Raw genomic sequence first — 16,101 nt, forward strand, 5'->3', positions numbered from 1 at the left:
TTTTGAGGAATGGAGTCCTATTGTTTTGTTCGATTTACTTCAATAAATGCGATAGTTTCCACTTAGGGCCAGTAAACTAAAGAAGTACAGACAGTTATCATAATAACGACGTTGTCCAGTTCGCAAAGGTGTATCCCAAAACAAACGGACAAAATGCTCTGCCTCCGGGCCATCAGAAGCAAGCGAAGCCATAGCGTTGGTCGCCAAAAGGCCTACCGGATGCAGCGCCGGTTCGTCGAATGCCTGTCCCTCAATGGTATACCTCCGGTAATTGGAAACTTCGATATTCCTAAAAAAAGCTTGAATCCGGTTACATTGATCGACCTGCCAGCTGTCCTTTTGGAACCATGCCCAGTCCAAACCGATATTAGCCGCAACCCGGTAAGCATCACTGAAAAAATGACTGAAATCACCATGAGGCTGGGGTTCTGCCGGGGTGCCGTTAAAATTAGCATATTCGGGAGCGAGACCAGTTATAGGATTACATGTAGTGTGTAGATATGAGCGGCTGGCTTCCGCCGCTTCTCGCCAAAACATGTGGTCACCTGCATCAGCCCACAAAGCGAACAAATCATAGAAATGGGGGAGATGGTAAGATGGATCACTGAAGGTGGATTCCGGTACGAATTTAATCAGTTTCGTTTCCGCGTCCCACATTGAGTCACCAGCGCCTGTTTCAGTTTTATGTACACAAGCACGCAATATTATTCGAGCCTGCTCGGAATAATTATAAGGTTCCGGACCGTTCCCCCAACGTTTTGAGGCAAAAAACAAAGCCATGGCGAAAAACTCTTCCCCGTCCGGTGCGGGTCCTTGAGAAATTCTTGTACCGTCAGGCTTGCAGTGCCAAGCAAAGTAATCGGCATAACGGCCTTCTTTGTGCTGCATAAACGTCTTAGAGAAGTTCCATAAACGATCAAACTCATCTTTTTTATTCATTTGAACAGCCATCATCATCCCGTAGGACATTCCTTCAGACCTAACATCCAGATTACCTGTATCCAGAATATAGCTTTTATCCTCGTCCAGCGGATAGTAGATTCGTACGTTCGGATCTCCGTAAAACAAATCACTCCAAGTTTCTTCGAGTTTAGCGTTGATTTCATCTTCAGAAAAGCCGAGCTCCTTAAATAAATTGCGATATTTCCCCGTATAAAAAGCACCTTGTTGTGTTATTGGCATGATATTTCCCCTCCTATGCACTACAGCATGCACTCCATTTCAATAAAAACTAAGGATGGATGGTTTGAATGGTGCCATCATCGTTGTATTTCAGCTCCGTATATTTTACAGAACGCTTGTTGTCAGCACCACCAGATAAAGAACTATCATGATAAAATAAATACCATTTCTCTTTAAACTGAACAATAGAATGGTGTGTTGTCCAGCCCAGGACGGGTGTAAGTATTTTTCCTTGATATAAAAAAGGCCCAAGCGGATCTTTACTGATAGCGTATACAATATTATGGGTAGTACCCGTGGAATAAGAAAGATAATAATAACCGTTATATTTATGAACCCATGGACCTTCAAAATATCTTCTCTCTTCATCTCCAGCAAGAATCGGATTTCCGTTCGTATCGACGATGGATATTTCTCTAGGCGCACCTTCAAAGCTCAGCATGTCCTCGCTCAGCTCCGCTACGATAGGTCCTAGAGCAGGTGCCGTTTCAGCCGGTCCCTCTGCATCCGCAACAAATGAGCCGGTTTGCCATTTTTCAAGTTGACCGCCCCAAAGACCCCCAAAGTATATATATGATTTGCCATCATCATCAACGAAAACAGCGGGATCAATGCTATAACTGCCAGGAATGTAGTTCGGTTCAGGTGTAAAGGGTCCCGAAGGTGACGCTGAGGTTGCAACCCCAATTCGGAAAATATCGTCATGGTCTCGGGCTGGGAAAAACAAATAGTAGGTATTGTTTTTGTATGCTGCATCCGGAGCCCACATTTGCTGTTTAGCCCATGGGACATCCTTCACATGAAGCACTTCACCGTGGTCGATACAAGGGGAGCCATCTCCATCAATAGACAGAACATGGTAATCCTCCATATTATATTGGTCACCGTTGTCATTAGAGATCATATCGTGATCCAGGTCATGAGAGGGATAAATATAAATCTTGCCTTCAAATACATGAGCAGAAGGGTCCGCAGTATAAATATGAGTTACGAGAGGTTCATTGGGTTGCACTGGCTTTGTCAAGTCATTTCCTCCTATAAAGTTAATCGCTTACAAAGTTAATGGTATAAGAACTTTAGGACTCTGTATATATAGCAACTATAGTTTATACCCCACAAAGTTTAGATGTTGCTTTCTTGACCTTGCAGATCCTTTCCCATTTATGCTGCCTCACAATATTTTCTCTAGATAATCTGGTACAATAGAAATCTCCAAACTTTGACCTTACAAATACGATGAGGTGAGATTAACATAAGGGAATATAAATCATAATTTTACACAAGAATGAATGTTAGAGCGAAAGACACCAAGTATTCTACATTATATTTTTAAAAAGATGAGGTCAGCTTAATGCAAAAAATTCAAAATTCCAGAATCTACTTTATAGGTATACATGTGCTTTTATTAATCTTATTGTTCACCTCTTTGTATGCTTATTCCCCCTGGATTCGCATTAAAGTAAAGGAAATTATCATGCCTGCGGATAAAGTATATACCATCGCTCACCGTGGTGCTTCAGGATATGCTCCTGAGAATACAATACCTGCATTCGAGCTAGCCATTGATATGAAGACCGATTATATCGAGTTAGACATTCAGTTAACAAAAGATCATGTTCCTGTTGTTATTCACGATGGGACCGTAAATCGTACCACGAATGCTAAAGGGTATGTAAAGGATTTTACTTTAGAGCAGATCTCAAAATTAGACGCGGGTTCATGGTTTAATGAACAATATCCCATGTTCGCTAGAGATAAATATGTAGATTTACGTATTCCGACACTAAAAGAGGTATTTGAAAGGTTCGGAAAAGAAGTGGACTATATGATTGAGATTAAAGATCCCACGTCGAATTCGAACATCGAGGCATTGTTAAACGAAGAAATCTTAAATTATGATCTGTCGGCTCATGTTGCTATTCATTCATTTAGTGAAGCGAGTTTGCGTAGATTCCATTCCATAAATCCAGCAGTCCCTCTTTATCAAATTGTATGGTATGATTTCCCTGTTTATAAAATATCAGAATCCTATGTGAATAGATTAAAAACTTATGCGGTAGGCATAAGTCCTAACTTTCAAAAAATAAATGCTGCATATGTCGCGCAGGCAAAAAATTCAGGGCTAAAGGTGTTTCCATATACTGTGAATTATCAAGTGAATATGGATAAAGCCGTAATTTGGGGTGTAGATGGTGTACATACAAATTTCCCTGACCGCTTTAACGAAGTAATTAAGAATAATAAAAGGTAAAGGGATGTGAAATCACCCTTTTCTGGACATAAATAAAGCTGTCGGGACTTTCTCGACAGCCTAAGAACCTTTATCCAAAGGTTCTTTTTTTACGGAAAATCAATTATTTTTGTTTCTTCTTTCTAATGAAGTCTTTTCTCGTGAAATTGTAGATGAAGCTCCCGTACTTGTTCTGCAAGATCGGGTACAGGGCCATCTACGAACGTTTCGTAAATAACCTCCTGAATACTTAAATTACGGACGGGTGATGCTGCAATTCCCATATCATTTAACCACGCCGATAATTGCTTCGAGGAACTGGCATATACAATTCGTCCTAAATGAACCCACCCGTGTGCCGCTGCACACATAGGGCAATGTTCTCCGGAGGTATACACTGTTGCCTGCTTACGTTCTTCCAGTGTCATATTCTGAGCTGCCCAGCGGGCTAAAGCGAATTCGGGATGCTGAGTATGGTCACCGCTACCTACATGGTTGCGGTCTTCCGCCAGCACTTCGCCACTTGCTGATACAAGGACGGAACCAAAGGGTTCGTCCCCAGCTTCGAGTGCAATTTGGGCAAGTTCAATACAACGCTTAAGATGTTTGATATCCGTGTCGTTTATCATGATGTTAGAACCTCCTGAATTTTAATTTATTGATAAGTTTCATGAATAGTAGGCCTGAGCCTGTTTGTTCACCACATTCTTCTATGTTAGCATGTAAAGTATTCGATGAAAAATATATCATGCAATATCAAGCTAGGGAGGATATATAAAAATGAAGCATCCATTTATATTGAACGCCGTATGGAACGGTGGCCGTAACAGTGACGGAACTATTGAAGCTGGACAGCTTAAGACTCAAATTTCCATTCCGAAGGAAATGGGAGGACCCGGAGTAGGAACGAATCCGGATGAGATGCTTTTGGGAGCAGCAGCAACCTGTTATCTCATTACACTTGCAGCAATGCTGGAGCGGGCAGGGCTTACGACTTCAGAGCTGACGTTAACCTCAGAGGCGACGGTCGATGTAACGAATAACATTTTTACATATGAAGCCATCAAACATTCACCCCTAATCACCCTTACCAAAGATGCGTCACAGGACGATATCGATAAAACCATCCGAATTGCCCATAAAGCAGAAGGCTCCTGCATGATCTCCAGAGCCGTTGCAGGAAATGTAGAAATCACGACAGAGCCAACGGTGCTGACTGCAAGCCTATAAAATTGAGTCCTAGGTAATCAGAGAGGAGACGTTAACTTTGAACGTTGAGTTATATAAGGATTTGATCAAGGATGAGCGCGGAAATTATTACGTGGCTGTACAAAAAGAGGGCAACGAGCTGACTTTGGTAAACGCAATGCTAGAGCGGTCTTACCAAGAGGTGTGGGAATTTAATGAAGCTTTCAAAAAGAAGTACGCGGAATACGAGCATCAGTTCATCGGCAAAATGATTATGGACAAGCTGCGGCACGATGTTGTTTTTGCCTCCAAAGAAGACGGCCATGGCCGAATGTATGATCTGGCTGCGGTGACAGTTGATTACAAGCTTATTTTTATCGATATGATCGAATTTTACCGAAACCCTCGAGTAGGACTTAATCATGACAACAACATCCATTAAGCTTAGTGTATTAGATCTCGTACCTGTTTTTAATACGGTGGATGCTAGTACCGCATTGGGACAAGCAGTGAAGCTGGCTCAGACAGCAGAAAGACTGGGATATACTCGTTATTGGGTTGCTGAACATCATGATATGCCGGGATTAGCATGTACCTCTACGGAGGTGCTTTTATCGCATATTGGAGCGAAAACAGCACACATTCGCCTTGGCTCAGGTGCTTTATTGCTGCCACATTATAAGCCGCTAAAGGTGGTGGAAGCATTTCATTTGCTGGCCAGTTTGTACCCGGGACGCATCGACCTTGGATTAGGCAGAGCTCCCGGCGGTACTGCTGAAGTAAGTTTAGCACTGAGTGGCAATTTTCTCGAAAATGTTTGGAAAATGCCAGAACTCCTTAAAGGCGTCACTGAATTATTGCAGGGTAACTATTCCTATGAAGGACGTTCAATAACCGCCCGTCCGGTCCCACCCATATCTCCAGAGCTATGGCTGCTGGGTACAAACAAGAAAAGCGCGGCATATGCTGCCGAGTTTGGAGCAGGTTATGTGTTCGGCCAGTTCATGAGCGATGTAGCAGGGGAGGAGGTTTTGCAGGCTTACCGTGAAACCTTTACTCCTTCTTCACTTTCTCCTGAACCGCAGGCCATGGTTGCTGTTGGCGTCATTTGCGCCGAGACTGAGGAAGAGGCAGAGCGATTGGCCTCATCTGGTACGACATTATTCCAACAAGAAGGTTCTGCCGAAGCGAAGTCTGAGCCCTTGGAACGCAAGCTGCTGGTAGGTACTCCGGAAAGTGTTAAAGGTAAGTTGGAACGGTTATCTCTTTTGTATGGAGTTAATGAATTCATTATCGTTACCATGATTCCAGATTATGAGAAACGGTTACATTCGTTCGAACTGCTTGCCCAAGCGTGCTGGAGTTCTTAATAAAGGAGGTCCATATGTATGAAGTCTCATACCTCTGATCAAATTAAAATCCCACCAGGATTTTGGGCTGGATTAAGTCAATTAGGAATAACTGCACAAGATGTAGCCAGCAAAGCAAATCTTCCACTTAGCCAGATCACAGAGTCAGAAGTCACCACCGCCCAATATTTCGCAGTCTGGCAGGCATATTCCGATCTCATTGGGGATACAGCCGAAGGAATCATTAAGCTTGCAACCGTCTTTGAAACTACACAATATCCGCCTACGGTCTTAGCAACATACCATGCTAAGGACTATCGCGATGCTCTTAAGCGAATGGTACGATACAAACAAATGTGCCCTCCTGAAAGCTTGCGTTTTACCGAAGAAGGCGAGCTATGTACAATCGAATTGGAATGGCAGCATCCCGGGCATTTTGGTCCACCGCTGCTACTAGGCCTCACTTTGGCATTTCTTCTAGAGCTTGGGCGGCGAGGCACAGGTCTACCTTTGACAGCACAGCTTGTCGAGTTTTCACAGCCTATAGGAAATGTAAAGATTCTTGAAGCTTATTTCGGCTGCCGAATTCAGATAGGTGCTCAATATAATCGTTTGACGTTGCGTCGAAATGATTTGGATCGGCCTTTTATCTCGTACAACGAAGAGCTGCTGGAGATTCTGACTCCCGTTTTGGACCGGACGCTTGCTGAACAGAAGGGCACTCGCTCTATAACCGAGAGGGTCAAATGGTTCATGAAACGCAGCTTCAGCGGAGGACGCCCTGACATTCATGCTGTTGCGAAGGCATTAAGTATGAGTGACCGTACGTTGCAACGCAGGCTTACTGAAGAAAACACAAGCTTCAAGCAATTGCTGACACAAGCTAGACATGAGCAAGCACGAGAGTATCTGGCAGATCCATCGCTTGATATTAAAGAAGTGGCTTTCTTGATTGGATATGAAGACCAGAACTCGTTCTACCGTGCCTTCCGTCTTTGGGAAGGTGATACTCCTTCAAATTGGCGTACTGAACATTTAGGTTTAAACTCGATACCCTCTTCATAAAGACAGTATTTTCAGAGATTTATCATTGGCGTGTTAAACAAGAACTTTGGCGCAATCCGCTAGTTACTGAACAACCCCAGTACGATAATATAATCCTAGCCGGCACACAGGACTGTTCTTGAAATGACAACTACTCAGCACGCCGTGATAAAAGGAGAAATGTAATATGGATATGGGATTAAATAATAAAACAGCTTTAATTACAGGATCAACAAAAGGTATTGGCAAAGCAATCGCCTTTGAACTTGCTAAAGAAGGAGTTAATGTACTGATTAATGGACGGAATTATGATCAGGTAGAACAAACTGTAAATGAAATAAAGTCAAATTTCCCGGCTACCTCTCCACAAAATGCTACAGCGGATATTGTGAATATTGAACAAAGAGAAGCCTTATTCGAAAAATACCCTAATATAGATATTTTAGTTAATAATATGGGTATCTATGAAATTATGAAATATGAGGACGTTGACGACGAAATATTCGAAAAATACTTCCGTACTAATGTCCTTGCTGCAAATGGATTAACAAAATTCTATTTACCTAAAATGTTACAAAAAGATTATGGCCGCATTCTCTTTATTGCTAGTGAAGAAGCCATTATGCCTTCAGGCCAAATGCCTCAATATGCAATGACCAAATCAATGTTATTATCATTGTCAAAAAGCTTATCTAAGTTAACGATAGGAACTGAAGTTACAGTCAATACAATCATGCCAGGACCAACACTTTCTGAAAATGTGCATCAAATTATTGATGGGATATACTCCAATGAAGATATGACTTTTTCAGAAAAAGAAAGAAAATTCATGACTACAAATCTTCCTCAATCTGAAATACAACGATTTATTAAACCTTTTGAAATAGGCAGACTAGCAGCATTTGTATGCAGTCCTTATGCCTCTGCATTTAAAGGTTCTCCAATTCGCATGGATGGGGGAATGGTGCCGACTATTTTTTAAGCTTACTCTAAAAGGATATAGATAACGATACAAAAAAGCCACTCCTTATGGAGCGGCTTTTTTGCTTGAAAAGTTATCACTGTCCTCTGGTACAACAAAGGATACCAAGGTGCCTTCTCCAGGCTTACTCTGGATCGAGAGACCTTGACCATATAATTGACTTAACCTCCTATGGGTGTTGGCCAGCCCGATGCCACCTTTGCCTTCCATCATTGGCTTCAGCAGTAAAGAGAGGGTCCCGGAATCCATACCTTGCCCATTATCCTCCACCTCAATCTTTACAGCGTTGTGCAGACGGATAATACGTATTTCAACAGTCCCACCCTGTTGGCGCTTAAGTATACCGTGCTTAACAGCATTTTCTACCAACGGTTGGATGGATAGAGGAGGAATTAGGATGTCAATATTCGGATCTACCTTCCAGACAACAGATATCCTTTCTGCAAATCGAGTCTGTTCAATATACAGATAAGATTCTACCAATTCCAGTTCATGGGAGAGGTTCACGAGCTCTCCGACATTTAAAAAGTCAAAACTGATTCTTAAGAAAGAAGTAAACGCGCCAATGAGCTCCTGCATTTTTTTAGTATCCAAATCACTGAGTGCGGCAATAGAGTTCAACGTATTGAATAAAAAATGCGGTTGTATCTGTGCTTGTAGATAGGCTGCTTCTATGCGCACCCGTTCATTGAAGGATAGCTTCATCGCAGTTAAAGCCCGAATACGGTATTTAAGCTCCACTGCATCCACAGGTTTTGTGACATAATCATTGGCACCGGACAAAAATCCAGTATAAATATCCTCAGGCTGACTACGGGCAGTAAGCAGTAGAATCGGAAGCTCATATAAGGAGTAACGAGTACGAACCTTCTGTGTTAATTCGTATCCCGACATCTGTGGCATCATAACATCGCCAATAAGTAAGTCCCAGTTCCTTTTATCCAACAATTCCAATGCTTCATGGGCTGAGTTCACGGTAGTTATGATATAAGGTTCGGTTTCAAGAATACCCTTTAGTACATTCAGATTGACAGGATCATCATCTACCACCAGAATATTTACCTTAATCTCTGTAAAAAGCGGCGGAATTTTTTCAGAGTGATTACTTGGCTGATGTTCGGAAATTCCCCACTCAGCCATCTGTCTATGAATCTCATCTGCCATATACGAAACTGTAGGTTCCGTCTGTTTTATTATCTGTTCGCTGTAAGAATCGGCAAGAGAGAGTGTGAAACTAAAAGTTGAACCTTTACCAAGCTCAGATTGAATGTTTAGGCTGCTCCCATGCAGTTCTACGAGCTGCCGGCATATGCTTAATCCCAGCCCAATTCCACGCCCGTCATTTATTCCGTGAGGGCCTTGCTCATAGGGGAGAAATATCCGTGCCATAGTCTCTTCAGTCATGCCTACTCCGGTATCTGTCACATAGATAAGAACCTGTCCGTCCTGTTCCTCAGCCTTAACAGCTACAAGTCCTGCTTCGGTGTATTTAAGCGCGTTGTGCACCAGATTTAATAAAACCTGCACCAGTCTTTTCTCGTCCGCAAGAACTGGCGGCATAGCTTCCGGGATATCCATAGATAGCTGGACTGGCTTACCTTCAATCATATATTGAAGCATACTAATCACACCGGGAACTACTGATTGAACCGAAATAGGTTCCTGTTGTAAAATAACACGATGCTCCTGAAGACGGACCACATCCAGTAGATCACCAAGCATATGAGACATACGGCGGCTGATTGTGATCAGCAGTTCCATATCTTGACGGCTACTTTCGTAAAGTCTGTCCTTTTCTTTTGTGACAATATTTTGCGCGATATTCATGATTCCGTGAAGCGGTGTACGCAGCTCATGTGAGGTATTAGCGAGAAACTGGTCCTTAAGTTTGTCTGCTTTTTTCAGCTGCTCATTCAGTTCCATGTTCTCTTTAGCATTTTGAAAATACTTTTTAAACCAATAAGCTGAGAAGCCCACGATGGCTGCGATAATATCCAAAGGATAATAGACAATTGAATAGTGTCCGTTACTATCCCACAAATTCCATAACAAATTAGAAACGATCGCCGCACCTGATAACAGCAGAAAAACAACATCTTTATCATCTTGCTTTTTGAACAATAAGCGCCCTAAGCTATAGAGCAACCAAATGAAGGGAATATACTGGAACACTTGAATGATCCCCAAATGAATGGATGTGCTGACTAAATAAGCAGGGACAATAAATATAAACAAGGTATAAAGGAAAAGACACCATGTGTAAGCACGTAACCACTTGTTGACTTTGGCACCTGAGGTGAATTTCCTGAAAACAAGCAGAATAAAAAGGTTTTGCCATAAGAAGGCGATCAAACGGATTTTTAAGGACCAAGTATAATTAATCGGCAGTAATGAAAGCACTAAGTTGTCATTTCGAGCTAAAAGGATTACAGCTACAGATAAGGTCATTAATCCTACAAGAAACAAAGCACGTTCTTTAGGATTAAATAAGTACAGAATACAGGCATAAAGCCCATGCAGTAGTAAGATAATTGCTGTAAGCATTTGAAATCCGACAGTGTAAAAGTATGTCCGGTCAATGAGTTCCTGAGAGCCAAAGAAAATAGGGCCTTTTATACCGCCCTTATAGGGTTGATCAAAGTTAGCTACGTGAATAAATACATCTATCACTGTGGTGTTTTTTGAAAAATAAGCTGCTGTATATGAGGTGGTTTTGGGTACATATGTATCGGCATCAAGAGCTATTACCCCATTATTGAGAATAGGTGTGCCGTTAATCTCCACACTGGAAGCGGAATAAATTTGTTTGATCCAGAAAGAGACAGGTTGCTGAAGCGGGTCTACCAAAATTCGCAGACGATACGTACCATAACCATAAGAAGAATTCTGATCGCTTCCCATAACATGGCTCCAATTTCCAGGAACTTGAAGCGAGTGGGATAGCTTTGGTAGAGTAGAAGTCTTCGATGAAACGAATTGCGAAGGATAGAAGCTCCATTCACCATCCAGCCTGAATAAGTTAGCCTGCTCCAGATCCTGGCCGCGTAAATCCAGTACCCCATTGTTAATCACAGGTACAGTGTCGGAAACCTTAAATAGACTCAACCAAATGCAGCGTAGGCCAAAGAGAATGCTTATAAAAAGTAGAATGATAGCTAATTTGTTTAGGATAGTTTTATTTTTCATGAGAACATTATAGCAAATAATTCTAATCTAGAATCTAAAATGAAGATTATTTACATAAGAAGGAGAAGTAATGAGCAACGGACACTGCGTGGGGCTAAGAGGAATGTTCTCCACATGGAAGATGCATGATGTATCTCCTTGAACATTTGCGTACTCGAAAAACGAACACACGAACACTCGAATACACGAACACACGAACACTCGGATACTCGAACACACGAACACACGAACACTCGAATACACGAACACACGAACACTCGAATACACGAACACACGAACACACGGATACTTCAACACTTGATTAGTGCTTTGCTGTTGGGTGTCTGGATTACTTGATGTGCGATTTTGCTGCATGTTTGGCGTCTGTGTTACCGGATGTGCGACTATGCTGCTTGTTGTGCGTATTGTATTCCCACACGCTCTCTTCACCATGAGCGATCGGACTCAGATGCAGCTATTTGGCTGAATTTTGGCTTTTGAGAAGTGTTTCGGACCCCAGAGGCGTTATTTGTTCCAAACATGCGCGATATGAGGGCTTTTCGAGCCAATAGCGACTATAGAGTCCGATAGGTTCTCAAATGAGCCGGATTATGGTTAATAGCGACTATAGGGTCCGATAGACTTCACTCCTGCTTCTAATGCCATTTGTTATATGCTTGGCTTCTCGTTTATTGTTGAATGTGATATTGAATACCCGTTGGCACTACCATTCGATGTATTGAAAGGAGGTTAACGGTGGATTCTCCTTAATCCTAAAGGGTATATTATTAGAAAATTCAATGCAGACAGGAGTGTAGATACGATGATTAAAGGTTTCGGAGGAATATTCTGGAGAACTAAGAATCTTGAAGCTACAAAAAAGTGGTACAGTGAGGTGTTGAAGCTTGACATAGAGAATTGGAATGGGACTGTGATAAAACCTCAAGTGGGAAATGAGACCATCTTTTCTTTCTTTACCGAGGATGACAGTTATTTTCCAATAGAACAACAAGTGATGTTGAATTTCCAAGTTCATGATCTAAACGAAACGATTAAGCATTTTGAACAGATTGGTGTACCTCTTGCAAAGAAAATAGAGATTAGTGAATTTGGAAAGTTTATTTGGATTGAAGATCCAGAAGGTCGACTGATCGAGCTTTGGGAGAAGTAAGGAGTTGCAGATTATTGCTATTGAGCTAACAGGTGCGTTTTTTTATAAAAGCTCAGTTCAATATCTAATTGTAAATGAATTAGGGAATAAAGTTGAATCAAATCCGTGGGGAATATTTCTTCAAAGCTTTAAGCTCCCAGGAAGAACTTTAACTTCTATCATCTGAGGTGCGGCGCTTGCGCTGCATCCACGGCCAACGAAATACTATTGTCAACCCAAATAGGGAGCATACCGTCGAGGTGTACTCCCCATTTCATTGAAGGAATTGGAAAATTAGTGCAACATTTCACCTATAACTTATGTCAATAAAGAAGTTATGTAATAAAATCATAAGAGTAGGTGGTAAATTGAAACTTCGTTTAATCACGTTAATATGTTTATTCACTTTCGCATTCTTTATTGCAAATGGACAAGATGCTAAAGCTTTATCCTGTGTCGAGTTAGGAAGTCCCCAAGAAGCCCTAGAGGTCTACGGCGGAGCTATTTACGGTGAAGTAAAACAAATAAAGGTCGATTTGAAACAAGAAGGATTTACGGGGACAAAAGAGAAAATCAGATATATATTAGTGGATGTTGAACGAAGTTGGAAAACTGAAGTTGACTCTCAAATTATTGTGAGAACAGACTACACTTGGGGTTTTGATTTCAAGGAAGGTAATAAATACTTAATATACATTAGCGAAGTGGATGGCGAATCAAGCAGTAGTCCATGCAGTTTAACAATTGAAATGAATAACCTTAACCAAGCAACAGAACTATTCGGTGAAGGACTTCGACCCAAACAGCAAGTACACCTAGAATACAAGATGTGGTTAATGTTTGAGCAGGATATTGATTTGTATATTGTAATTGCAATAGGACTAGTGGTGATTTCGGTCATTTACCTGAGAGCAAGAAGGAAAAAGGGCTAAGTGTAATTTTATTAAACTAATGGTTAGGATAGTTCAATAAAATTAAGAATAAGATAGCAGAACTAATTACTATTCATTCAAAACATGTGAGGTGCGAGTTGAATTTAGTAGAAACAATCATAAAAAGATTTAACCTTAATGTATTAAGTATAGATAATGTTCCTGAGTCCTTTAGTTCACAAGTATACAAGCTGAATCTTACTAATGGAGAAACGCTGTATGCGAAGATCCCTTATAACAGGGATAAACTACATCGCGAATATCGTATGCTTGAACTGTTGAGGGAGGTATTACCGGTTCCAAAGGTGTTAGACTTCTGGAGTGGGGATGACTTAATTTCTGGTGCATTACTTTTATCTGAGATTAAAGGTATACCATGTACAGGTGCTATTGACGATGAATTAGCATTTCAAATTGGAGTACTTCACGCAAAGCTGCATGAAGTTAAAATGCCGGGATATGGTGTGGAAGGATTAGACGGTTTTCAATTTTTCAATCAGAACAATTGGAGACTTTATATAAGAAATAGCTTTGAAAAATTTATAGAACCTTGCAAGCAAGTCCTTGAGAGAGGACTTTTCGAAAAATGTATTAATTACTTTGAGGGTGCTTTCTCAGTTTTACCTCCTCCTGATGGCCCGTGTGTTGTTCATATGGATTTTCGACAAGGTAATATACTAACAAATAATAATATGGTTGTTGGAATTATTGATTTTGAGAGTGCACGGAGTGGATCCTCTGAAATTGATTTCACAAAAATTAACCGATATGTTTGGGGAGTGAATCCTCAAAGTAGAATTTCGTATAAAGAGGGATATTCAACAATTCGTCCTCTAATGGATTTGGAAACAATACTACCCTTTTATGATTTTTACGATGCTTTTGGTGCTGTTGTCTGGTGTAAAAATAGAGGGATTGAAAAGAATAGGGCGTTCCTAAAGGAAAGTATTTCTGTATTGCAGAAATCCGTAGGTTGTTGAACTAACGGGAAACGATATTTAAAGACAGTTTAAGACGAGGAGCTACCTCCATGATGGATAGCTTTATTACGTTAAAGGACATGATAGTGAATAAAGGATAGAATAATGGAAATGGCGAATATTAGATCGGCAGTATACTGTAAAATTATTATGATGCAATCATGAATACAATAGCTTATCGTGATATATGGATCATCAGAACTAATAATGAAAAAATCGAAAACCCAAAAAAAGTAATGGAAGTGTGTTTATGGAAAATATATATAACAAATTACATACAGCGGAAATACTGAGCCGTATCGAGAATTTAAGTCCAAATTCAAGCCCACAGTGGGGAAAAATGAATGTTTCTCAAATGTTGGCTCACTGTTCAGCATTTCAAGACATCGCAAATGGAAACTCCTTTCCTCCTAGAAGTTGGCTAGGAATATTAATAGGAGGGTTTGTGAAATCTATTTTTTACAATGACAAGCCAGTACCACATAATATGTCAACAATTCCGACCATACTTATTTTAGATGATAGAGATTTTGGAAAAGAAAAAGAAATACTGAAACAAAAGATTATAACTTTTCAAATTAACGGTCCGGAGAATTGTTCATCCCATCCACATCCTTTTTTCGGAAAATTCACTCCGGAGCAATGGGGTAAAGGGATTTATAAACATCTAGACCATCATTTAAGACAATTTGGTGTTTAGTCTTTTTTCGCAGTGAATAATAATTGTTTAACGTCGCCAACTTACATATTTTTTATTGACATAAAATCCCTGTTACTTTATATTGTATCTAATTACATTGCAATCAAATGCGACGAAGAGGACAAGTAAATCCGGATATGTCGATCAGAGAACTGCCGGTTGGTGCGAGGCAGAGGACACCCGAATCGAACAATCGCCTCAGAGCTGGCTCCCGAAATCATAGTAGGCGGGCCCGGGATTCTGCCGTTACAAAGAAGCATCGTTGTTGGACGATGGCAGAGAGGGTGTATTCACGAATACACTAATCAGGGTGGTAACGCGGAATCTACTCCGTCCCTAATGGGACGGAGTTTTTTGCGTTCTTATAAATAAATAAGGAGGAGTAACAATGTTTCAAAAAATCAATGTCTCCGATCGAATACTTAGCCAGGATATATTTATTGCTGATGAGGTTCAATACAACCTGATTCACCTTATTTGCGAGTCGAAGAGTTCTACTTGCTTAAAAGATTCTGATGAAACAATGATTTATGCCCAGTCAACGGGACATAACGCATGGCTTTGGAGTTCTAAGGATATTGCCGAGGATAAGAAGGCCGTTCTCTACGAAGAACTTATAGAATTTCTTAAAGAGACTACATTACCGGGAGTATCTGGAGAACCAAAAACAACAGAACGTTTTGCACAGCTGTATTCTCAGGCAAATCATCTTCAATATGAGTCCACGATGACTATAGAATCTTATTTCTGTACAGATCCAAAGAAACCGTTGAACGTAAAGGGTACAATGCAACAAGCAACGAGAAAAAACCTGGCCATTGTAGCAGAGTTTTTGGCGGGTTTCTCAGAGGGGGCTTATGGGGTTAGGGTGAACCCAGAAGCTAAAATTCTAGATGCCAAGAGGATGATTGAGACAGGGGACTTGTATATATGGTTTGTAGACGATAAACCTGTATCGATGGCGTACATTGCACATAGGTCGGCAAGATATTCCAGATTAAATGCGGTATACACACCACCGTCTTGCCGGAAAAAAGGTTATGCAAGTGCGCTAGTAGCAGAGTTAAGTTCTGTTCTTTTATCGGAGGATTTAGTACCCATGCTTTATGCTGATTTAAAGAATCCTGACTCGAATAAGGTTTATCGAAAGATTGGTTTTGTGGAAAGCGGGAAGATTGTTGACATCAAGTTCAAATAGG

At 40.9% G+C, this 16,101-nt stretch carries 15 protein-coding genes and 1 other annotated feature; of the genes, 11 read left to right on the forward strand and 4 right to left on the reverse strand.

All coding sequences use genetic code 11. The annotated features are described in order from the left end of the window. Positions 1–39: 39 nt before the first annotated feature. Both NST58_RS16195 and NST58_RS16200 read right to left on the reverse strand, forming a co-directional pair. A complete protein-coding gene (locus NST58_RS16195) occupies positions 40–1,182 on the reverse strand; it encodes a glycosyl hydrolase family 8 (RefSeq protein ID WP_076125606.1) in 1,143 nt (380 codons plus the stop codon). A gap of 49 nt (positions 1,183–1,231) precedes the next feature. Further along, a complete protein-coding gene (locus tag NST58_RS16200) occupies positions 1,232–2,206 on the reverse strand; it encodes a glycoside hydrolase family 43 protein (RefSeq protein ID WP_339248719.1) in 975 nt (324 codons plus the stop codon). A 327-nt stretch (positions 2,207–2,533) separates the two neighbouring features. On the opposite strand from NST58_RS16200, the gene NST58_RS16205 reads away from it, so the two are divergent. Continuing rightward, complete coding sequence (locus NST58_RS16205) at positions 2,534–3,433, forward strand: glycerophosphodiester phosphodiesterase (protein ID WP_339248720.1); 900 nt, start codon at positions 2,534–2,536, stop codon at positions 3,431–3,433. 122 nt (positions 3,434–3,555) lie between these two features. Here the strand turns inward: NST58_RS16205 and NST58_RS16210 are convergent, their stop codons facing one another. Then, positions 3,556–4,041 carry a nucleoside deaminase gene (locus NST58_RS16210; RefSeq protein ID WP_076125601.1) on the reverse strand — a complete coding sequence of 162 codons (486 nt, stop codon included), beginning with the start codon at positions 4,039–4,041 and terminating at the stop codon, positions 3,556–3,558. Between the two features lie 151 nt (positions 4,042–4,192). Here NST58_RS16210 and NST58_RS16215 point away from each other — a divergent pair, with 151 nt between their 5' ends. The 5 genes from NST58_RS16215 (at position 4,193) to NST58_RS16235 (ending at position 7,975) form a co-directional block, all read left to right on the forward strand. Next, positions 4,193–4,642: an OsmC family protein gene (locus NST58_RS16215; protein ID WP_038571065.1), complete on the forward strand. Its 450-nt coding sequence runs from the start codon at positions 4,193–4,195 to the stop codon at positions 4,640–4,642. Positions 4,643–4,679: 37 nt separating this feature from the next. Continuing rightward, complete coding sequence (locus NST58_RS16220; protein WP_076218114.1) at positions 4,680–5,042, forward strand: hypothetical protein; 363 nt, start codon at positions 4,680–4,682, stop codon at positions 5,040–5,042. After that, complete coding sequence (locus tag NST58_RS16225) at positions 5,023–5,970, forward strand: LLM class flavin-dependent oxidoreductase (RefSeq protein ID WP_076276528.1); 948 nt, start codon at positions 5,023–5,025, stop codon at positions 5,968–5,970. Before NST58_RS16220 ends, NST58_RS16225 begins: the two co-directional genes overlap by 20 nt. 18 nt (positions 5,971–5,988) lie before the next feature. Continuing rightward, positions 5,989–7,014: a helix-turn-helix domain-containing protein gene (locus NST58_RS16230; RefSeq protein WP_339248721.1), complete on the forward strand. Its 1,026-nt coding sequence runs from the start codon at positions 5,989–5,991 to the stop codon at positions 7,012–7,014. Between the two features lie 166 nt (positions 7,015–7,180). Next, positions 7,181–7,975, forward strand: coding sequence for an SDR family NAD(P)-dependent oxidoreductase (locus NST58_RS16235; RefSeq protein WP_076125594.1), 795 nt, complete (start codon positions 7,181–7,183; stop codon positions 7,973–7,975). 45 nt (positions 7,976–8,020) lie between these two features. Here NST58_RS16235 and NST58_RS16240 read toward each other — a convergent pair whose 3' ends face one another. Next, on the reverse strand, positions 8,021–11,080 hold the full coding sequence (locus tag NST58_RS16240; RefSeq protein WP_339248722.1) for an ATP-binding protein: 3,060 nt from the start codon (positions 11,078–11,080) through the stop codon (positions 8,021–8,023). An 883-nt stretch (positions 11,081–11,963) separates the two neighbouring features. Here NST58_RS16240 and NST58_RS16245 point away from each other — a divergent pair. The 5 genes from NST58_RS16245 to NST58_RS16265 all read left to right on the forward strand — a co-directional run bounded on the left by NST58_RS16245 (position 11,964) and on the right by NST58_RS16265 (position 16,100). Then, positions 11,964–12,311 carry a VOC family protein gene (locus tag NST58_RS16245; RefSeq protein WP_076125591.1) on the forward strand — a complete coding sequence of 116 codons (348 nt, stop codon included), beginning with the start codon at positions 11,964–11,966 and terminating at the stop codon, positions 12,309–12,311. A gap of 347 nt (positions 12,312–12,658) precedes the next feature. After that, positions 12,659–13,222, forward strand: a complete 564-nt coding sequence (locus tag NST58_RS16250) for a hypothetical protein (RefSeq protein ID WP_076218110.1) — start codon at positions 12,659–12,661, stop codon at positions 13,220–13,222. A 98-nt stretch (positions 13,223–13,320) separates the two neighbouring features. Beyond that, positions 13,321–14,202, forward strand: coding sequence for an aminoglycoside phosphotransferase family protein (locus tag NST58_RS16255; protein ID WP_339248723.1), 882 nt, complete (start codon positions 13,321–13,323; stop codon positions 14,200–14,202). Positions 14,203–14,452: 250 nt separating this feature from the next. After that, entirely contained in the window at positions 14,453–14,902 is a 450-nt protein-coding gene (locus NST58_RS16260; RefSeq protein ID WP_339248724.1) for a DUF1569 domain-containing protein, read from the forward strand. Positions 14,903–15,005: 103 nt separating this feature from the next. Then, positions 15,006–15,243, forward strand: a binding site (T-box leader). Positions 15,244–15,290: 47 nt separating this feature from the next. Further along, entirely contained in the window at positions 15,291–16,100 is an 810-nt protein-coding gene (locus NST58_RS16265; protein WP_339248725.1) for a GNAT family N-acetyltransferase, read from the forward strand. Position 16,101 lies beyond the last annotated feature (1 nt).

The organism is Paenibacillus sp. FSL R10-2796, assembly GCF_037965315.1.
Taxonomy (GTDB): domain Bacteria; phylum Bacillota; class Bacilli; order Paenibacillales; family Paenibacillaceae; genus Paenibacillus_AQ; species Paenibacillus_AQ odorifer.